Source organism: Allomesorhizobium camelthorni (assembly GCF_011045125.1).
GTDB lineage: Bacteria > Pseudomonadota > Alphaproteobacteria > Rhizobiales > Rhizobiaceae > Allomesorhizobium > Allomesorhizobium camelthorni.
The window spans coordinates 72,302-92,871 of sequence record NZ_JAAKZF010000004.1; the positions used below are offsets into that span (position 1 = coordinate 72,302).

10 protein-coding genes are annotated in these 20,570 nt (G+C 65.1%); 6 read left to right on the forward strand and 4 right to left on the reverse strand.

Annotated features, from left to right (window positions below; all coding sequences use genetic code 11):
- Window positions 1-18 precede the first annotated feature (18 nt).
- The 4 genes from G6N73_RS05690 to G6N73_RS05705 all read right to left on the reverse strand — a co-directional run bounded on the left by G6N73_RS05690 (window position 19) and on the right by G6N73_RS05705 (window position 6,487).
- Window positions 19-2,478, reverse strand: coding sequence for a dipeptide ABC transporter ATP-binding protein (locus G6N73_RS05690; RefSeq protein ID WP_246251681.1), 2,460 nt, complete (start codon window positions 2,476-2,478; stop codon window positions 19-21).
- Window positions 2,479-2,544: 66 nt separating this feature from the next.
- On the reverse strand, window positions 2,545-3,696 hold the full coding sequence (locus G6N73_RS05695; RefSeq protein WP_165024583.1) for an ABC transporter permease: 1,152 nt from the start codon (window positions 3,694-3,696) through the stop codon (window positions 2,545-2,547).
- A gap of 2 nt (window positions 3,697-3,698) precedes the next feature.
- Entirely contained in the window at window positions 3,699-4,736 is a 1,038-nt protein-coding gene (locus G6N73_RS05700; RefSeq protein WP_206078682.1) for an ABC transporter permease, read from the reverse strand.
- Window positions 4,737-4,831: 95 nt separating this feature from the next.
- Window positions 4,832-6,487 carry an ABC transporter substrate-binding protein gene (locus tag G6N73_RS05705; RefSeq protein WP_165024585.1) on the reverse strand — a complete coding sequence of 552 codons (1,656 nt, stop codon included), beginning with the start codon at window positions 6,485-6,487 and terminating at the stop codon, window positions 4,832-4,834.
- Between the two features lie 407 nt (window positions 6,488-6,894).
- Here G6N73_RS05705 and G6N73_RS05710 point away from each other — a divergent pair, with 407 nt between their 5' ends.
- From G6N73_RS05710 to lpdA, 6 genes are all read left to right on the forward strand, one after another.
- Window positions 6,895-12,366 carry an alpha-2-macroglobulin family protein gene (locus G6N73_RS05710; RefSeq protein ID WP_165024588.1) on the forward strand — a complete coding sequence of 1,824 codons (5,472 nt, stop codon included), beginning with the start codon at window positions 6,895-6,897 and terminating at the stop codon, window positions 12,364-12,366.
- Window positions 12,367-12,621: 255 nt separating this feature from the next.
- Window positions 12,622-14,700, forward strand: coding sequence for a penicillin-binding protein 1C (gene pbpC, locus G6N73_RS05715; RefSeq protein ID WP_165024590.1), 2,079 nt, complete (start codon window positions 12,622-12,624; stop codon window positions 14,698-14,700).
- Between the two features lie 359 nt (window positions 14,701-15,059).
- Window positions 15,060-16,292 (forward strand): 3-methyl-2-oxobutanoate dehydrogenase (2-methylpropanoyl-transferring) subunit alpha, encoded by a 1,233-nt coding sequence (locus tag G6N73_RS05720; RefSeq protein WP_165024593.1) that lies wholly within the window; start codon window positions 15,060-15,062, stop codon window positions 16,290-16,292.
- A 3-nt stretch (window positions 16,293-16,295) separates the two neighbouring features.
- Window positions 16,296-17,309, forward strand: coding sequence for an alpha-ketoacid dehydrogenase subunit beta (locus G6N73_RS05725; RefSeq protein WP_165024596.1), 1,014 nt, complete (start codon window positions 16,296-16,298; stop codon window positions 17,307-17,309).
- A 204-nt stretch (window positions 17,310-17,513) separates the two neighbouring features.
- On the forward strand, window positions 17,514-18,878 hold the full coding sequence (locus G6N73_RS05730) for a dihydrolipoamide acetyltransferase family protein (RefSeq protein WP_165024599.1): 1,365 nt from the start codon (window positions 17,514-17,516) through the stop codon (window positions 18,876-18,878).
- Between the two features lie 232 nt (window positions 18,879-19,110).
- The gene (gene lpdA, locus G6N73_RS05735; RefSeq protein WP_165024601.1) at window positions 19,111-20,508 is read left to right on the forward strand and encodes a dihydrolipoyl dehydrogenase; all 1,398 of its coding nucleotides are present in this window, start codon (window positions 19,111-19,113) and stop codon (window positions 20,506-20,508) included.
- Window positions 20,509-20,570 lie beyond the last annotated feature (62 nt).

Consider the following 20,570-nt stretch of genomic DNA (forward strand, 5'->3'; position numbering starts at 1 on the left):
GCCTCGAAGGACGCACCTCTACTTCTTCTTCGCCTCCTCCTCGTTTTCCTCCTCGGTCGGCTCGAAGGCGGAGGGCACGTCGGCATCGTCGGCCTGCCGGCCGTCGCCGACCTGCAACGGGCTGGCGGGAAGCGCCGAGGAAGGATCGGATGGGTCGACGTCGGCGCCCTGCCCGCCGCGATCGTCGCGAACCTCCTCGCGGCGCGTGCGCGCCGTTGCTTCGGCTTCGCGAGCTTCGGCGCCGGCCAAGCCGGCTTCGGGCGTTGCGCGCTTGCCGTGTGGGCGCTGCGGCGGCCGGCCGGCAAAGCCCGGATCCGCGCCCCTGCCCTCCGGCCGTTGCGGCGCGTCGGCGGGAACGGCTTCCGCTACGGGCGCGTGATCGTCACCGCCGGAGAAGCTGATCACCGGCTCCATAGTCGCCAAAACGTCGTCGTCGAGCCAGCACAGGCTGCGATGCCCATTGCCGAGATCCTTGAACGGCGGCAGTTGCGTCTCGCAGAGATTGTCTGGAACGAGATGCTTGCGCGGGCAGCGAGTCTGGAACGGGCAGCCCGAAGGCGGGTTCATGGCCGAGGGAATGTCGCCTTCGAGCACGATGTGCTTCTTCACCACGGAAGTGTCGGCAATCGGGATCGCCGATAGCAGCGCCTCGGTATAGGGGTGATAGGGCGGCGAGAAGATCTGGTCGGTCGTGCCCTGTTCGACGATGTGGCCGAGATACATGACAACGACGCGGTCCGCGATGTAGCGCACCACCGACAGATCGTGGCTGATGAACAGCATCGTCGTCTTCGACTCGCGCTGGATGTCCATCAGGAGCTCGGTGACGGCTGCCTGTACCGAAACGTCGAGCGCCGAGACCGGCTCGTCGGCGACCACCACCTGCGCGCGGCCGGCGAAGGCGCGCGCCACGCCGATGCGCTGTTTCTGCCCACCCGAAAGCTGGCGCGGCATGCGTTCGGCGAAAGCGCGTGGAAGTTTCACCAAATCCAGAAGTTCCAGCATGCGGTTGCGCCGCTCGCCGGGATTCCTGCCGACGCCAAATTTTTCGAGCGTGCGGATGATCTGCGAGCCGACCGAATGGCTGGGATTGAGCGTGTCGAACGGATTCTGGAACACCATCTGGATCGACGAGACGGTCTTCACGTCGCGATCCTCGATCCCGGTCGACTGGATCTCGCTATTGCCGAGCGTGACCGTGCCGGAGCTCGCCGTTTCCAGACCAAGCAGCACCTTGGCAAGGGTCGACTTGCCGCAGCCGGATTCGCCGACGATGGCGACGGTCTCGGATTCGCGCGCCTCGAAGCTGATCGCCTCGTTGGCCTTGACGACGCGGCCTTCGCCGCTGCCGCCGAATATCTCGTTGGCGGAGACCTTGTAGTACTTCTTCAGATTGTCGATCTTTAGAACGGGCGCGCCGGGCTTGACCGGCTCCTTCCGCGTTTTGGCGCCTTCCGGCACCGCCGACCAGTCGATCTCGTTGAAGCGCACGCAGCGGCTGAAATGGTTGTCGTGACCCTCGACCGGGATCATCGGGATTTCCGCGGCGTTGCAGACGCCCTCGACGAAATGGTGGCAGCGCGGCCCAAAATTGCAGCCCTTGGGCCGCTCGTGCGGCAGCGGCAGCTGGCCGGGAATCGAGATCAGCGGCCGCGAATTCTTGTCGGCGCCGGGCAGCGGGATCGAGCGGAACAGCCCCTGCGTATAAGGGTGCCGCATGCGGTCGAACACGTCCTTGATATTGCCGGTCTCGACCGCCTCGCCCGAATACATCACCGTGATGCGGTCGCAGGTCTCGAGGATCAGGCCGAGATTGTGCGACACGAAGATCATCGACGTGCCGAACTCCTTGCCGAGCCCCTTGACCAGTTCGACGATGCCCGCCTCCACCGTCACGTCGAGCGCGGTCGTCGGCTCGTCGAGAAGCAGCAGCGCCGGTTTGGACAGCAGCGCCATGGCGATGACGATGCGCTGCTGCTGGCCGCCCGAAAGCTGATGCGGGTAGGATTTCATTATCCGCTCGGGATCGGGCAGCCGCACCGATTTCAGCATTGCGAGCGAACGGTTGTAGGCTTCTTCCTTCGACACCTTGTCGTGAAGCAGCGGCACTTCCATCAACTGGTGGCCGACCTTCATGGCCGGGTTCAGGCTCGCCATCGGCTCCTGGTAAATCATCGCGATCTTGTTGCCGCGAATCGCCTGCAACTCCTCCTGGGACATATCGCCCATGTCGCGGCCCTGGAATTTTATCCGGCCGCCGACGATTTTGCCGATGTTGGAGAGGTCTCGCATAATGCCGAGCGAGACCGTCGACTTGCCGCAACCGGATTCCCCGACGATGCCCATCGCCTCGCCGGGCATGACCGTGCAGGAAAAATCCATGACGGCCGGTATTTCGCCGCGCCGCGTGAAGAAGGAGATGGAGAGGTTCTCGATTTCGACGATCGGTTCGGTGGGATTCCTGACAGCCTCGTTCATATCGATCTCCATTCCCTGAGCATGATCTTGTCCGAAAACCGGATCCCACTTTTCGGGATCATGCTTTTAGTCTTTCATCGATTGTTCGCGCAGCGCGTCGGCGAGAAGATTGAGACCGAGCACGAAGGACATCAGCGCGATCGTCGGCGGCAGCGCCGGGTGGATGAAGGAGCGCAGGAGCCGGCTGGCGTCCTTGATCGCCGTACCCCAGTCCGGGCTTTCCGGCGCCAGTCCCAGGCCGAAATAGCCGAGCGTGCCCAAGAGGATGGTGGTGTAGCCGATGCGCAGGCAGGCATCCACGATCAGCGGCCCGCGCGCATTGGGCAGTATCTCCCACAGCATGATGTACCACGGGCTTTCGCCGCGTGTCTGGGCCGCGGCGACATAGTCACGCGTCTTGATGTCCATGACCAGGCCGCGAACGATGCGGAACACGCCCGGGCTCGACGCGAACACCACGGCGACGAAGATGTTGAGCTGGTTCGGTTTGATCGAGACGATGCCCAACGGGTCCGCATTGAAGACCAGGCCGGCATATATCCAGCCGCCGATCAAAAGCGTCAGCCCGATCTGGATATAGACCCGGTCGGGGCGGTTCTTGAAACGCGTGTAGAACAGCGCGGAAAAGAAGATGATCGGAAACAGGAAAAACAGCCCGGCCATGCCGTAGGGGATCGGCGTCTCCATGATGCCCGGCGTCACCAGCAGGTAGAAGAGCAGGATGACGGGGAAGGCCAGCACCAGATTGGCCAGAAACGAAAGCACCGAATCGATGCGCCCGCCATAATAGCCGGCAGGCAGCCCGAGCGTTATGCCGACCATCAGCGCGAAAGCGGTGGCCGCCGGCGCGATGATCAGCACGATCTGGCTCCCATAGACCATGCGGGAAAAGACGTCGCGCGCGAGCTTGTCGCCGCCGAACAGATAGACCTGGCCGGATGCGGCGTCGATCGCGCCCGGCATGGCGTCCTTCATGATCGGAATCTGCGCCAGCGGATTGAAGGGCGCGATGGTTCCGGCGAACATCGCCGTGAACAGCCAGAAGAAGCATATGCCGACGCCGACAATGCCGACGCCCGAATCGAACAGTTGCCCGTAGAGACCGAGCTTCTTCTTGTAGACGAAGCTCGCTCCCATGACGATCGCCAGCGCCAGCCAGACCGGCCAGAAGCGGGCGAGAACGCCGAGAAAGATCTGGAATCCCCCGATATGCTCCATGCCTACTGCACCCTTATGCGTGGATTGAGATAGGCGTAGCCGACATCCGAGATCAGCTGCGTGAACAGCACCACGAACACCGACACCAGCGAGCAGCCGAGCAGGAGATCGATGTCGTTGTTGCCGGCGGCTTCGACCAGCGTGAAGCCAAAGCCCTGGTAACGGAACATCACCTCGACGATGACGACGCCGGTCAAGAGCCACGGGAACTGCAGCATAATGACCGTGAACGGCGCGATCAGCGCGTTGCGCAGCGCGTGCTTGATGACGACGCTGCCGAAGCTCAGCCCCTTGAGCCTGGCCGTGCGGATATATTGCTGCGTCATCACCTCGACCATCGAGGCGCGGGTCATGCGGGCGATGTAGCCGGTGCCGTAGATGGCCATGGTCATGACCGGCAGTGTAAAATTGTAGAAGGTGATGCCCTGCCCCGTCGCCGAGGCGGCCGAACCGTTCAGCCAGCCGAGCCATGAGGCGAAGATGACCGTGAAGATGACGCCCGAGACGTATTCAGGCGTGGCGGTGGTGGCGATCGCCGCCACCGAGAGACTTCGGTCCGTCCGGGTGCCTTCCCGCATCCCGGCCAGAATGCCGATGAGCAGCGATATGGGGACCATCGTCACCATCACCCAGAACATCAGGATGCCGGTGGCGCCGAGCGCGGGGAACAGCTTCGCGGCGACGGTGGTCTTGAATTTGGTCGAGCAGCCGAAATCGCCCTGGAGGACGCCGGAGAAGCGCGTCTCCGCGGGCTCGTTGCAATAGGTGAAGCGCGAGGTGGCGGCGCCGGTCGCGGGATCGATATTGGGATATTTGGGCCAGACGCCGAGCCATTGGCCGTAGCGCACGAAGAAGTTCTGGCGGTAGCCGTTCTTGACCAGCCAGCTTTCGATATGTTCGTCCGACGAGCGCATGTCGAGCTGGCTGATCGACAGCTTGCGCAGGTTCGGCTCGAGATTGATCATGAAGAACACGACCATCGTCAGGCACAACATGGTTAGCGCCATGGTGCCCAGCCGGCGCAATATGAAAGCAAGCATGTTCGCCCCCTGCCAGTCGGGTTGGGGTCAGATGCGATCAACCCATGAGAGTGTAGAGGGGAGCAAGGCGCTCCCCTCTCGACATTCGTTGCGGATCAAGCCTCGTCCAGCCAGACCTTGCCGAAATCATGCTCGAACGTCGGGTGCATGCCGTGATTCTTCACCGCCGGCACCGAGTGATTGTAGAGCTTGCGCCAGTAGGGCTGGATGATGATGCCGGAATCCTGCAGGATCTTCTCGATGTCGGCCATCACGACTTTGCGCTTCTCGGCATCCGCGATCGAGAGCGCCTCGCCGATCTTGGCGTCGAGCTCCGGATTGGAGTAGGCGGCCTCGTTCCAGGCTTCGCCGGTGCGGTATGCGATCGAGACGACCTGGATGCCCAGCGGGCGCATGTTCCAATTTGTCATCGAGTACGGGTACTTGGTCCAGTCGTTCCAGAAGGTCGAACCCGGCAGAACCGTGCGCTTGACCTTGATGCCCGCCTCGCGAAGCTGGGCGGCGATCGCATCGCCGGTGTTCTTGTGCCAGTCCTCGTCGACTGTGATCAGGTCGTGCTCGAAATCCGCCTGCCCGGCTTCGGCCATCAGAGCCTTGGCCTTTTCCATGTCGCGGGCGACTTTGGGCAGCTCGGCATATTCGGGATGGATCGGGCAGACATGGTGGTTTTCAGCCACCTCGCCGGCATTGCCGTAGCCGAGCTGAAGCACGACCGCATTGTCGACCGCGAGCTGAAGCGCATTGCGGACCTTCTGGTCGTCATAGGGCTTGTTGGTCACGTTGGTGCGCGCCACGATGGTCGATGCGGTCACCACCTCCGACGTGATGGCGCCTACGCCTTCGAGAATCGAAACATAGTCGGCGGTGGTTTCGTGGTTGGTGTGAACCTCGCCGGCTTCGTACGCCGAGACCATGGCCGAGGGATCGGTGCCGTAATCGATGAACTCGACGCCGTCGAGCATGACATCACCGCCCCACCAGGCGCCGTTCTCGCGACGCTTGTAAACGACCTTCTGGCCGACGTCGTAAGAGACCAGCTCGAACGGGCCGGTGCCGACGGGATGCTGGGCGAAGTTGGCGCCCTTTTCGTCGAAGGCGCGATGCACGACCAGGCCGGGATAGTCGCAGAGATTCGGGATGAGGCCGATATCCGACTTGGTCAGGGTGAGCTTGACCGTCATGTCGTCGACCTTGGTGACCGAGCCTTCACGCAGCTTGCCGGAAGCCTCGTCGACCAGCGTGCCAAGGCGGCCGGGCATGGAATTGCCCTCGGCGCTCTTGTCGGCCCAGCGCGTGAAATTGAAGATCACGTCGTCGGCGTTGAAGGCGTCGCCATTGTTCCAGGTCACGCCGGGGCGAATCTTCAGCGTGTATTCGGTCGCGTCGTCATTCACTTCCCAGCTTTCCAGCAGGTAGGGTTCGAAGGTGAAGTCGCGCGTGTATTTGACCAAAGGCTCGAGCGTCTGGCGCTCGGCGTTGGCGATCTCGGACCAGTCTGCGGTGCGCGGATCCTTCGGATCCTTGATCGACATCGAAACCTTCAGCACGCCGCCTTTCTTGGGGGTTTCCTGAGCGGCGGCCGGCGTCGGCGCGGCAAGCCCGATCATGCCGTAGGCCATCGCCGTCGAGGCGCCGAACACGCTGGCCATCGCAAGAAATTCGCGGCGATCTACCCCGCCCGCCCTGGTGCTTTCCGCCATCTTGACGATGTGATCCGGAACGCGATCCCCATTACTTTTGTAGAACGTCATCACAAACTCCCATTGTTGGCTTTCTGCCGATTATCATTCCGCATCCGGCCAACGATGTCAAAACAAGGCCGGGTTGGGAACCCCGCTGGGAATGTGCAACTTTGATCGGGAAGCAGTTCGCGCGAATGCGACAATCTTGGCGCAAAATTGCTATTGCGCGGCCGATTTGGGCAGAATCTTTCGTCAAATTAAACTGTGACATTCGCGGCGGTTCCGACAGCACCAGAACGGCTCGCCCGTGATGCCAATGCAGCCGTAGGGCGGCTACCCCGGCCGAAACCCCGGGTTGAAAAATAATCTCCTGGCGCCGCGGCGAACTCTCACGGGGTCCTGTCCCGTTTCGCTTTGACAAGCTATATTGAAGCTATTGTCATGTCGGTTCACGGCAGCAGCATTTGGAGGGGATTATGTCACTGCGCGCGGCTCGTGGTTGTTCCGCTTTCCTTTTCCTCTTCTTTTCCTGGCTCACGCCTGCTTTGGCCGCGGATGCGAGAACGATCGTCACCACGCAGAACCAGGACTATTTCGGCTTCGACCTGAGATCCGAGCAGAACGTCACGCTCGACCAGTGCAAATCCACCTGCCTCGGTGATTCGGCCTGCCGCGCCTTTACCTACAACACAAAGGCGAAATGGTGCTTCCTGAAGTCGGACTTCGCGACGCTCAAGCCGTTCAACGGCGCCGTCGCCGGCAAGGTCGTCACGATCGGCAGCGATCCCGATATCGGCGCGCCACCGGAACTGACCTTCCTGCCCAAGTGGCTGGTCGAGGAGGCCGCGCGCTATCGCGACCGGCTGACCAATGGCATGGACGCGATCGGCGAAGAGGGGCTCGCGGCGCTGACCGAGGCCGGCGAATACGCCATGCTGACCGGCGATCCGCGCGACGCGGCCCAGAAATTCCGCGCCGCAATCGCTATTTCGCCCGATGACGGCAAGCTGTGGGCGAGCCTCGCTCGCGCCGTCATGACCATACCGGCGGCTGACGGTTCCGAGACCGCCAATCGCGATCGCGACTTCACGGACGCCGCTCTGAACGCCTACAAGCTTGTGCGCACCGCCGCCACGCGCGCCGACACGCTTGCCGTTCTTGCCGCCGGTCTCGACCGGCGCGAGCTCTACCGGCCCTCGCTGCAGGCTTACGAGGCGAGCCTCGCTTTAGTGAATTCGGCGGAGGTCCGGGCCGAGTACGAAGACCTGAAGGCGCGCAAGGGCTTCCGCATTGTCGATCACTCGATCGACGCCGACAGCGCCTCACCGCGCGTCTGCGCCCAGTTTTCCGAGGAACTGGTCAAGACCGGCGTCGACTACGCGCCCTTCGTGACGATCGACGACGCTGCCCCCAAGGCGGTGGAGGCCAAGGACCGGCAGATTTGCGTGGAGGGCCTGGAGCACGGCCGCCATTACCGCGTGGCGTTCCGCCCCGGTCTGCCGGCCGCCATCGGCGAGGTCATCGAAGCGCCGGTTGTGCTCGAAGTCTATGTCCAGGATCGGGCGGCGTCGGCCCGCTTCACCGGCGACAGCTTCGTGCTGCCCTCCTCCGCCCGGCGCGGCATCCCGCTGGTCACCATCAACATGGAAGCCGCCGATCTGAAGCTGTTCCGCATTGGCGACCGATCGCTCGCCCAGCTTCTCACCGGCTACCAATTCCTGCGCCAGCTCGACGGCTACGACATCACCAACATAGCCGAACAGATGGGCGAGCCGATCTGGGAAGGCGAGATCGAGATTGCAAGCACGCTGAACGAGGAGGTCACCACCTCCTTTCCGGTCGACGAGGCGTTGCCGAACCGCGAGCCTGGCGTCTATGTGCTGACCGCGCAGCCCAAGAACGACACGCGCGACACCTGGGAATCGCGCGCCACGCAGTGGTTCGTCGTTTCCGACATCGGCCTTTCCACCTATACCGGGCAGGACGGGCTCAACGTCTTCGCCCGCTCGCTGGGATCGGCCAAGCCGCTCGCAGACATCGAACTGACGCTGCTTGCCCGCAACAACGAGATATTGGGCACCGCCACCACAAACGCCGAAGGCCGCGCAATGTTCATGCCCGGCCTGACCCGCGGCGACGGCGGCATGGCGCCGGCTGTGCTGATGGCCAGCCAGGGCGAGAAGGATTTTGTGTTCCTCGACATGGCCCGCGCAGGCTTCGACCTGTCGGATCGCGGCGTGATGGGCCGCGCTGCGCCAGGCGCGCTCGACATCTATGCCTGGACGGAGCGCGGCATCTACCGCGCCGGCGAGGAAGTGCATGTCGCGGCGCTCGCCCGCGACGACACCGCAAAGGCGGTGGAGAACCTGCCGCTCACCTTCATCTTCTCGCGGCCGGACGGCGTCGAGGACCGCCGCATCGTTTCGGACGGCGCCAATGCCGGCGGCCATGCGGTCGACCTGACGCTCTCGCCCAATGCCATGCGCGGCACCTGGACGGTCAACATACACACCGATCCCAAGGAAGCGGCGATCGCCAGCCATATGTTCCTGGTCGAGGATTTCGTTCCGGACCGCATAGAGTTTACCCTGACCAGCGACACCGACGAGATCGCCGCGGGCGAGACCGCCAACGTCACAGTGGACGGCCGCTTCCTCTACGGCGCGCCTGCTGCAGGGCTGGCCCTGGAAGGCGAAATCACGCTTTCCACGATGCGCGAATGGGAACGCTTCAAAGGCTATTCCTTCGGGCTTGCCGATGAGCAGGAAGGCGATGCCACCCGCATCCCGCTGGCCGGCCTGCCGCTGGTGGGCGATGACGGCAAAGCCACTTTCCCGGTCCAGATCGACCAGTTGCCCTCGACCACGCGCCTGCTCAACGCCGAAGTGACGGTGCGCATGCGCGAGAGCGGCGGCCGCGCCGTGGAGGAATCCACCGACATCGAAATCCGCCCGACCGGCGCGATGATCGGCATCAAGCCGGAGTTTTCCGGCGAGGTTCCGCAGGCCTCGACCGCCAAATTCAGCGTCATCGCCGTCGATCCGGACGGCAATCGCGAGGCGCTGGCCGGGGCCGAATGGTCGCTGGTCAAGGTCGAGCGCAATTACCAATGGTACCGCAGCGGCAACGCCTGGAACTACGAACCGGTGACTTTCACCAAGGCCATCGCCAACGGAAAGGTCGATATTCCGGCCGATGGCACGGCCGAAGTGGCGGTCTCCGTGGACTGGGGCCGCTACCGGCTGGAGGTCGAGACCGCCGATCCGGCCGGTCCGGCAACAAGCGTCGAGTTCGAGGCAGGCTGGTATGTCGAGGCCTCGTCGACGGAAACGCCCGATGCGCTAGAGATCGCGCTCGACAAGGAGGTCTATGCTGCCGGCGAAATAGCCAAGCTGCAGGTTTCGCCGCGCTTCGCCGGCGAGCTTCTGGTCACGGTCGGCGCGGACAAGCTGCTGACCACGGTCACCGCCACGGTTCCAGAGGGCGGCGCGACTGTCGATATACCCGTCGGGGCAGACTGGGGCGCGGGCGCATACGTCACCGCCACGCTCTACCGTCCCGGCGAGGCGCAAGAATCGCGCATGCCGGCCCGCGCCATCGGCGTGAAATGGCTGAAGGTCGATCCCGGCGCGAAAAAACTGGCCGTGGCGATGACCACGCCCGAAAAGACGTCGCCGCGCCAGACGCTGTCCATCCCCGTCGCAGTAACCGGCGCCGCTCCAGGCAGCGACGCCTATGTCATGGTCGCCGCGGTCGACGTCGGCATCCTCAATCTGACGGACTACAAGGCGCCCGATCCGGAAGCCTGGTTTTTCGGCCAACGCCAGCTCGGCCTCGAACTGCGCGACCTTTACGGCCGCCTCATCGACGGTTCGCTGGGAGCAGCAGGAAGGCTGCGCACAGGCGGCGACGGCGCAGCGATGACCGCCGAGGGCAGCCCGCCGACCGAAAAGCTCGTCGCCTTCTTCTCCGGTCCGGTAAAGCTCGATGCCGAGGGCAAGGCGACGGTCGAGTTCGACATACCGCAATTCAACGGCACCGTCCGCGTGATGTCGGTCGCATGGACGAAGGAGGCGGTCGGCCATGCTTCGGCCGATGTGATCGTGCGCGATCCGGTGGTCGTCACCGCCGGCCTGCCGCGCTTCCTCGCCCCCGGCGACGCCGCCGTGATGCGGCTCGATATCGCCAACACCGACGCACCGGACGGCGACTATTCACTCGCCATCGAAACCACCGGTGACCTCTCAACCGGCGGCGCCGCGCTGCCGGACAAGCTGCAACTCACCGCCGGCAAGCGCCAGACGCTGACCGTTCCGCTGATCGCACAGACCGCCGGGGATGCTGGCATCACTATCCGGCTTGCGCATGCGAGCGGGTTGACCGTGGAGCAGAACCTTTCGATCCCGGTCCGCCCGGCCGCGATGCCGGTCACCACCCGCATGGTCGTGGATCTCGGGGCGAACGGCAGGAGCCTGCGCGTCGATCGGGAATTGCTGGCGGCAAGCCTGCTTCCAGGCGCCTATGTCAGCGTCGGCGTGTCGCCGGCTTCGGCCTTCGACGTGCCTTCGCTGCTGATGACGCTCGACCGCTATCCCTATGGCTGCGCCGAGCAGACCACCAGCCGCGCACTGCCACTGCTCTATGTCAGCGAGCTTTCGGCTACCGCCGGCATGGAAGTAGACCCGGCCCTGCGCGGACGCGTCCAGGACGCGATCTACCGTGTGCTCAACTACCAGTCCTCGTCGGGCAGTTTCGGCCTGTGGTCGCCGGGTTCGGGCGACCTGTGGCTCGATTCCTACGTAACCGACTTCCTGACCCGGGCGCGCGAGCAGAGCTACGACGTGCCGCACCAGGCGATGCAGCAGGCGTTGAACAACCTCCAGAATTCGCTCTCCTACGACATCGACCTGGAGGATCGCGGCAGCGAGATCGCCTATGCGCTCTACGTCCTGGCGCGCAACAAAAAAGCGTCGGTCGGCGATCTGCGCTACTATTCCGATACGCAGATCGAAGCGTTCTCGAGCCCGATGGCGGTCGCCCAGCTTGCCGCCAGCCTTGCGCTCTACGGTGACGCGCAGCGATCCGGGTCGGCCTTCACGACCGCGCTGCAACTGGCCAAGGGTAATGCCGAGCATAACTACTACCGCTCCGACTACGGTTCGCGGCTTCGGGACGGCGCGGCCATGCTGGCGCTGGCGGCGGAAAGCCGCCCGATGCCGGCCGTGGTTCCCGAACTGATCAAGCTCGTCTCGGCCGAACGCCGCGCCGCGTCTTACACCAGCACACAGGACGAAGCCTGGATGCTGCTCGCGGCCCGCGCCATGAAGGCCAACAGCGCGGAGATCAGGCTGACGGTCAATGACGCGCCGCACACCGGCGCCTATTCCGAGCGGCTGACCGGAACAGAACTCCTCGACAACCCGCTGGTCATCGCCAACACCGGCCCGGACCCGGTGCAGGCGGTGGTCACCACCGTCGCCGCTCCGGTCGAGCCGCTGCCGGCCGGCGGCGACGGCTTCACCATCGAGCGCACCTACTACCGCCTGGATGGAACCGAGGCCAACGTCACCCAGGCGACGCAGAACGAGCGCTTCGTTGCCGTGCTGAAGGTCGCGGAACTGAGCAATTGGCCGTCGCGCGTCCTCGTCACCGACCTGCTGCCCGCCGGCTTCGAGATCGACAACCCGCGCCTGGTGTCGAGCGCCGATCTCGGCAATTTCGGCTGGCTCGCGCGGACTGAGGCGGCGCATCTCGAATTCCGAGACGACCGCTTCGTCGCGGCGTTCAACCGCGGGGCGGGCAGCGACAGGTCCGTCACGGTGGCCTATGTGGTGCGAGCCGTGACGCCCGGCGTCTATGCTCATCCGGCGGCGAGCGTCGAAGACATGTACCGCCCGCAATTCTCGGCGCGCACGGCAACGGGGATGATGGAGGTGAAGGCGCCGTGAGGGTGATCGGTTGTAAGTAAGGACCCAGGCAGTGCTCTACGTTGCCCCCCTCTGTCCTGCCGGACATCTCCCCCACTTGGGGGGAGATTACGCCATCATTGACGACGGTTCTCAATCTCCAACGCAGCTAAGGCTGGCGAAGCATTGCGGCCGGCCGATCTCCCCCCGTGTGGGGGAGATGTCCGGCAGGACAGAGGGGGGCAACGTAAGGCGCAGGCTTTGCCGACGTGGTGAGCACAACGGCGAGGTCACTACGTGACTCGCCTCCGCAAATTGGTCATCGGTGCCGCTGCGCTGTTTGGCGCGACATCCGCTACCGCCCTGGGATTGCTCCAACTCGACCGCGCCTTCCCGCCACCGCTGCCCGAAAAACTCGTCGTCTCGACCGAAGTCGTCGACCGCGACGGCGCGCTGCTGCGCGCCTTCGCCACGCCGGACGGCCGCTGGCGGTTGGCGGCGAACCTCGATCAGGTCGATCCGCAATTCGTCGAGATGCTGATCGCCTATGAGGACAAGCGCTTCCACGAGCATAGCGGCGTCGATCCGCTGGCGCTGCTGCGGGCGGCGGGGCAATTCGCCGGCAATGGTCGCATCGTCTCCGGTGGCTCGACGCTCTCCATGCAGCTTGCGCGTCTGATCGAACCGCGCGCGGGCCGCAGCATCGCTTCGAAGCTGCGCCAGATCGCCCGCGCCGTCCAGATCGAGCGGCGGCTGACCAAACGCGAAATTTTGGAACGCTACCTGACGCTGGCGCCCTATGGCGGAAATCTCGAAGGCGTGCGCGCCGCCTCGCTGGCTTATTTCGGCAAGGAGCCGAAACGGCTGACGGTTTCGGAAGCCGCCCTTCTCGTTGCACTGCCGCAATTGCCCGAGAAGCGCCGGCCCGACCGCCATCCGAAGGCGGCCCATGCCGCGCGCGATCGCGTGCTTTCCCGCATGGTGGCGGCTGGGCTGCTCGGCGACAGGGAAGCCGCGCGCGCTGCCCTGGAGGAGCCACCGCGCAGACGCCTCGCGCTGCCGGCGCTCGCCGCCCACGCAGCCGATGCCGCCCTGCGCGCCGCGCCGGAGAAAACCCGGCACCAATTGACCGTGAAGAAAAGCGTCCAGCAGGGGCTGGAGGCGGTAGCGCGCGATGCGGCGGCAAAGCTCGGGCCGCGAATTTCCGTCGCCATGGTGCTGGCAGACGCCCGCACCGGCGAAATTCTCGGTGAAGTCGGTTCGGCGGATTATTTCGACGCCAGCCGCTCCGGCTGGATCGACATGACGAACACCCGCCGCTCGCCCGGCTCGACGCTAAAACCTTTCATCTACGGTCTGGCGTTCGAACAGGGGCTGGTGGCGCAGGAAACGCTGATCGAGGACCGGCCGGCCGATTTCGCGGGCTACCGGCCGAAGAATTTCGACATGAGCTACCAGGGCGATGTCAGCGTCAGGCAGGCGCTGCAGCTTTCGCTGAACGTGCCGGCGGTGCGGCTGCTCGATGCCGTAGGCCCGGCGCGGCTCGTTGCGCGTTTTCGCAGGGCGGGTGTGACGCCCGAGCTTCCGCCCGGGGAGACGCCCGGCCTCGCTATCGGGCTCGGCGGCGTCGGCGTGTCGCTGCGCGATCTGGTGCAGCTTTACACCGGTCTTGCCAATGGCGGGCGGGCGAAGCATCTGCGCAACGGGACGGGGGCCGGGGAGCCGCCGTCTGCCGAGGGCGTCATTCTGGAAGCGCAGGCGGCGTGGCAGGTCACCGACATCCTGGCCGGCGTCAGGCCGCCGGAGGGTGCTGCCCCGCGCGGCATCGCCTACAAGACCGGCACCTCCTACGGCTACCGCGACGCGTGGTCGATCGGCCATGACGGCCGCCATATCCTCGGCGTCTGGGTTGGCCGCCCCGATTCCGGCTCGGTGCCTGGCCTTTCCGGCTATGTCTCGGCAGCACCCGTCCTGTTCGAAGGCTTCGCCAAATCCGGCCTTGCCGCCGTGCCGCTGCCCCGCGCGCCGGCCGGTGTTTTCCACGCCAAGCGAGAGGATCTGCCGGTCACGCTCGAGCGCTTCGGTCCGGGCGGTGACGGAGCCGTCGCCGCGATCTCCGAGCCCGCGCCGCAGATCGTCTTTCCACCCGACGGCGCGCGCGTCGAACTCGGCGCGGCCACTGCTGAGGCGACGCCGCTGGTGCTGAAGCTGCAGGGCGGCCGTGCGCCGTTCCGCTGGCTGGCCAACGGCAAGCCGCTGACCGAGACGGTCCGCCGGCGCACGGCAACGTGGCAGCCGGACGGCACGGGTTATTCGACGCTGACGGTGATCGACGCCGCCGGCCGCGCGGCAAGCGTCAGGGTGTTCGTGGAATAGCTCGACCCCCAAGCCTCGGAAGCCAGCAATTCCAGCAGCTTGCACCATTTTGCCGAATCATCGAGGCAACTGCCGGATTCTTTGCGTCAACAATACGGGCGCCCGGACACAACAGCGTTTTCCCGAAAATTTTTGCGGATCGATTTCCCGGCGCGGCAAGACCGGAAAAATCCGCCCCGGCGCGCGCCGCGACATGAATGGCTGGCGAAGGCCGCCGCCCGCGCCATATAATTTCGCGCCGATGTTTTGCCGCCCGAAAGAGACCGTTCGCCGCCCGTCAGGCGGGATGGGCGGGGCTTGATCGCCGGTTGCGGCGGTGGAATGAATGGCCTGCAGCCACCCGGCTCGGAGTATCACGGATGCCCCAGAAAAATATGCTCAGCCTCCATGTTCCGGAACCGGAAGTGCGGCCGGGCGGCACGCCCGATTTCTCCAACGTTCCGATCCCCAAGGCGGGTTCCGTTCCGCGGCCGGAAGTGAATGTCGATCCGCGCGCGATCCGCGACCTCGCCTATTCGATCATCCGCGTGCTGAACCGCGAAGGCGAGGCGGTCGGGCCATGGGCCGGCACGCTGACCGACGAGGAATTGCTGGAGGGCCTGCGCCACATGATGACGCTGCGCGCCTTCGACGCCCGCATGCAGATGGCGCAGCGCCAGGGTAAGACCTCCTTCTACATGCAGCACATGGGCGAGGAAGCCGTGAGCTGCGCCTTTCGCAAGGCGCTCCTGCCCGGCGACATGAATTTCCCGACCTACCGCCAGGCAGGCCTGCTGATCGCCGGCGGCTATCCAATGGTCGAGATGATGAACCAGATCTATTCCAACGAGCGCGACCCGCTGAAGGGGCGGCAACTGCCGGTCATGTACGCCTCGAAAGAACACGGCTTCTTCTCGATCTCCGGCAATCTGACCACGCAATACATCCAGGCGGTCGGCTGGGCGATGGCCTCGGCGATCAGGAACGACACGAAAATCGCGGTCGGCTGGGTCGGCGACGGCGCGACGGCCGAGAGCGATTTCCATGCCGCGCTCGTCTTCGCATCCACCTACAAGGCGCCGGTCGTGCTCAACATCGTCAACAACCAGTGGGCGATCTCGACGTTCCAGGGCATTGCACGCGGCGGCTCCGGCACCTTTGCGGCTCGCGGCCTCGGCTTCGGCATTCCGGCACTGAGGGTGGACGGCAACGATTATCTGGCCGTGCACGCCGTCGCCAAATGGGCGACGGAGCGCGCGCGCAGAAATCTCGGGCCAACGCTGATCGAACACGTCACCTACCGCGTCGGGGCGCACTCGACCTCCGACGACCCGTCCGCCTATCGGCCAAAGGAGGAATCCGCGGCATGGCCGCTGGGCGACCCGGTGCTGCGGCTGAAGAACCATCTGATCGTCCGCGGCCTCTGGTCGGAGGAGCGCCACAAGCAGGCGGAGGCCGAAATCCTGGACACGGTGATCGCCGCGCAGAAGGAGGCGGAGAGCCACGGCACGCTGCATGCCGGCGGCAAACCCTCGGCGCGCGACATGTTCGAGGGCGTCTATGCCGAGATGCCGCCGCATCTGCGCCGCCAGCGCCAGCAGGCGGGGGTTTAGTCCATGCCGCGCAAGACCATGATCGAGGCGATCCGCGACGCCATGGACGTGTCGATGGGCAAGGACGACAACGTCGTCGTGTTCGGCGAGGATGTCGGCTATTTCGGCGGCGTTTTCCGCTGCACGCAGGGCCTGCAGCAGAAATACGGCGTCACCCGCTGCTTCGACGCGCCGATCAGCGAGCTTGGCATCGTCGGCGCGGCGATCGGCATGGCGGCCTATGGGCTCCGCCCCTGCGTGGAAGTGCAGTTCGCCGACTACGTCTATCCGGCCTACGACCAGATCGTCTCGGAGGCGGCGCGCATTCGCTACCGCTCCAACGGCGAGTTCACCTGCCCGATGGTCATCCGCATGCCGACCGGCGGCGGCATCTTCGGCGGCCAGACGCACAGCCAGAGCCCGGAGGCGCTGTTCACCCACGTCTCGGGCCTGAAGGTGGTGGTCCCTTCCAACCCGCACGACGCCAAGGGGCTGCTGATCGCCTCGATCGAGGATCCCGATCCGGTCATCTTCCTGGAGCCGAAGCGGCTCTATAACGGCCCCTTCGATGGCCACCATGACCGTCCGGTGACGCCGTGGTCGAAGCATCCGCTCGGCGAAGTACCGGACGGCCACTATTCCACCCCGCTCGGCAAGGCCGTGATCAGGCGGCAGGGCGCAGACGTCACCATCCTCGCCTACGGCACCATGGTCTATGTCGCCGAAGCGGCGGCCGAGGAAACCGGCATCGACGCCGAGATCATCGATCTGCGCACGCTCCTGCCGCTCGACCTCGATGCCATCGTCGCCTCGGTGAAAAAGACCGGGCGCTGCGTCGTCGTGCACGAGGCGACGCTGACCTCCGGCTTCGGCGCGGAACTGGCGGCGCTGGTGCAGCAGCATTGCTTCTACGAACTGGAAGCGCCGATCGCCCGCGTAACCGGCTGGGACACGCCTTATCCGCACGCCCAGGAATGGGATTATTTTCCGGGTCCGGCCCGCGTCGGCCAGGCGCTGCGCGAAACGATGGAAGCTTAGAAATGACCGCCGCCCCGTCGCATTTCAATCGCTCGTCACCCTTACCCTCTCCCCGTGAAGGACGGGGAGAGGGAGGCACCTGCGTCGCTGCCAATCGCCAACGTCGGAGACTGGCATCAGCGTTGACGCTCCCTCTCCCCGTCCTTCACGGGGAGAGGGTAAGGGTGAGGGGCAGCGTCAACCTGTCCGGCAAGGGAGCCCAACATGGGTGAGCACACGATCAAACTCCCGGACGTCGGCGAAGGCGTGGCGGAGGCCGAGCTTGTCGAGTGGCACGTCAAGGTCGGCGATCTGGTGCGCGAGGATTCGATCCTGGCCGCCGTCATGACCGACAAGGCGACGGTCGAAATCCCCTCGCCCGTCGACGGCGAGATAATTTGGCTGGGCGCGGAGATCGGCGACACGGTTGCGGTCGGCTCGCCGCTGATCCGGCTGAAGGTCGAAGGCGGCGCTGAGGCCGGCGAGAGCGAGCAGGCTGCCCGCGAGGAAGCCCTATCTGCCAAGCAGGATACCCCCACCCCTGCCCCCTCCCCTCAAGGGGGAGGGGAACAGGTGGAGCTGACCGCGCGCCAGCCAACCTTGGGCCGGGAAGCCGAGAAGATAGTGCGGGCAGAGTCCCCCTCCCCCTTGAGGGGAGGGGTTAGGGGTGGGGGTATACCGTCCAGACAGGTACCCTCGGGCGCGCCTCGCGCGGAGGGCGAAAAGCCGCTCGCAACGCCCGCCGTCCGTCTCCGGGCGAAGGAGGCGGGCGTGGACCTGCGCCAGGTTCCGGGCAGCGGCCCGGCCGGCCGCATCACCCACGAAGACCTCGACGCCTTCATCGCCCGTGGCCCGCAGGCGGCGCGTCCAACCGGCCTGCAGCGCAACGACATGGTCGAGGACATCAAGATCGTCGGGCTGAGGCGCAAGATCGCGGAAAAGATGGCGCTGGCCAAATCGCGCATCCCGCACATCACCTATGTCGAGGAGATCGACGTGACGGCGCTGGAGGATTTGCGCGCGGCCCTCAACAAGGGCAAGCGCGCCGACCGGCCGAAGCTGACGGTGCTCCCCTTCCTGATGCGGGCGATGGTCAGGGCAATCGCCGAGCAGCCCGGCCTCAACGCCATTTTCGACGACGAGGCCGGCATCGTGCACCGACATGGCGGCGTTCATATCGGCATCGCCGCGCAGACCGCGTCGGGGCTGGTCGTGGCGGTCGTCAAGCACGCCGAGTCGCGAGATCTCTGGGATTGCGGCGCCGAGGTCAACCGGCTGGCCGAAGCGGCCAAGGCCGGTACGGCGACCCGCGAAGAACTGTCGGGCTCGACCATCACCATCACCTCGCTCGGCGCGATGGGCGGCGTTGCGACCACGCCGGTCATCAACCACCCGGAAGTGGCGATCGTTGGCGTCAACAAGATGATGGTTCGCCCTGTATGGGACGGCAACGCCTTCATCCCGCGCAAGATGATGAACCTGTCGTCGAGCTTCGACCACCGCGTCGTCGACGGCTGGGACGCGGCGGTGTTCGTCCAGCGCATCAAGACGCTGCTGGAAACGCCGGCGCTGATTTTTGTAGAGGGGTGATGGGGATGGCCGCCTTGAACCGTCAGCACTCCGTCGCGCCCCCCTCTGTCCTGCCGGACATCTCCCCCACAAGGGGGGAGATCAACTGCCACCGCAGCTTTCGCCAATCCTCAAGCTTTCAGAATAGAAGCCAACGCGGCGGCCGGCCAATCTCCCCCCTTGTGGGGGAGATGTCCGGCAGGACAGAGGGGGGCAACGTCGAGCGCCTCACATTGCAGGGGACAGCAAGGCCATGAAAGAAATCTCCTGCAAGCTTCTGGTCGTCGGCGCAGGTCCGGGAGGCTATGTCTGCGCGATCCGGGCGGGGCAGCTTGGCGTGGATACCGTTATCGTCGAGGCGAAGAAGCCGGGCGGCACCTGCCTGACCGTCGGCTGCATCCCTTCCAAGGCGCTGATCCACGCGGCCGAGGAACTCGAGAAGGTCGTCCAAATGGCAGGCGGCAAGGGCCCGCTAGGCATCTCGCTGTCGACGCCCAAGCTCGACCTCGCAAAAACCGTCGCATGGAAGGACGGCATCGTTGGACGGCTGACCGGCGGGGTGTCAGGTCTCTTGAAGAAGGCCAAGGTGAAGACAGTTCATGGCTGGGCCAGATTCCGGGACGGCAAGACGGTGGAGGTCGAGACCGAAACCGGTATCCAGATAATCCGCGCCGAGACGGTGGTGATCGCCACCGGCTCCAACTCGGTGGAACTGCCTTCCCTGCCCTTCGGCGGTCCTGTGATTTCATCGACCGAGGCGCTGGCGCTGAGCAAATTGCCGGAGAAGCTGGTGGTGGTCGGCGGCGGCTATATCGGGCTGGAGCTAGGCACGGCCTTCGCCAAGCTTGGTTCGAAGGTGAGCGTCGTCGAGGCCGAGCCGCGCATCCTGCCGCAATACGACCCCGAACTGACCCGTCCGGTCGCCAAGCGGCTAGGGGAACTCGGCATCGAGGTGCTGACCGGGGTGAAGGCAAAGGGTCTTTCGGCCAAGCGTGACGCGCTGCTGGTCGAGGCGGCCGATGGTACGGAGAAACGGCTGGCAGCCGACAAGGTGCTGGTGACGGTCGGGCGCAAGCCGGCGACCGATGGCTGGGGGCTCGAAGAACTCGTCCTCGACCGCAACGGCAGTTCCATCCGCATAGACGACCAGTGCCGCACTTCGATGCGTGGCGTCTATGCGATCGGTGACGTAACCGGCGAGCCGATGCTGGCGCACCGCGCCATGGCGCAGGGTGAGATGGTCGCCGAGATGGTCGCCGGCCACAAACGGAGCTGGGACAAACGCTGCATCCCGGCGATCTGCTTCACCGACCCGGAAGTGGTGACCGCCGGCCTGTCGCCCGACGAAGCGAGGAAGGCCGGCCGCGAGATCAAGGTTGGGCAGTTTCCGTTCTCGGCCAATGGCCGTGCCATGACCAAGCTTGGCGAGGAAGGCTTCGTCCGCGTCGTGGCCCGCGCCGACAATCATGTCGTGCTCGGCATCCAGGCCGTCGGACACGGCGTTTCCGAGCTGTCGACCGCCTTCGGCCTGGCAATTGAGATGGGTGCGCGCCTGGAGGACATCGCCGGCACGATCCACGCGCACCCGACACAGGGCGAGGGTTTTCAGGAAGCCGCGCTCAAGGCGCTGGGGCATGCGCTGCATATTTGAGGGGCTTACAGACTAATCCCGCCCCGGCAGTGCCGCCCCTCATCCGCCTGCCGGCACCTTCT

Coding starts and splice junctions, on each gene's coding strand:
- G6N73_RS05690 (WP_246251681.1), bottom strand. CDS start 2,478: ATGAACGAGGCTGTCAGGAATCCCACCGAACCGATCGTCGAAATCGAG.
- G6N73_RS05695 (WP_165024583.1), bottom strand. CDS start 3,696: ATGGAGCATATCGGGGGATTCCAGATCTTTCTCGGCGTTCTCGCCCGC.
- G6N73_RS05700 (WP_206078682.1), bottom strand. CDS start 4,736: ATGCTTGCTTTCATATTGCGCCGGCTGGGCACCATGGCGCTAACCATG.
- G6N73_RS05705 (WP_165024585.1), bottom strand. CDS start 6,487: ATGACGTTCTACAAAAGTAATGGGGATCGCGTTCCGGATCACATCGTC.
- G6N73_RS05710 (WP_165024588.1), top strand. CDS start 6,895: ATGTCACTGCGCGCGGCTCGTGGTTGTTCCGCTTTCCTTTTCCTCTTC.
- G6N73_RS05720 (WP_165024593.1), top strand. CDS start 15,060: ATGCCCCAGAAAAATATGCTCAGCCTCCATGTTCCGGAACCGGAAGTG.
- G6N73_RS05725 (WP_165024596.1), top strand. CDS start 16,296: ATGCCGCGCAAGACCATGATCGAGGCGATCCGCGACGCCATGGACGTG.
- G6N73_RS05730 (WP_165024599.1), top strand. CDS start 17,514: ATGGGTGAGCACACGATCAAACTCCCGGACGTCGGCGAAGGCGTGGCG.
- lpdA (WP_165024601.1), top strand. CDS start 19,111: ATGAAAGAAATCTCCTGCAAGCTTCTGGTCGTCGGCGCAGGTCCGGGA.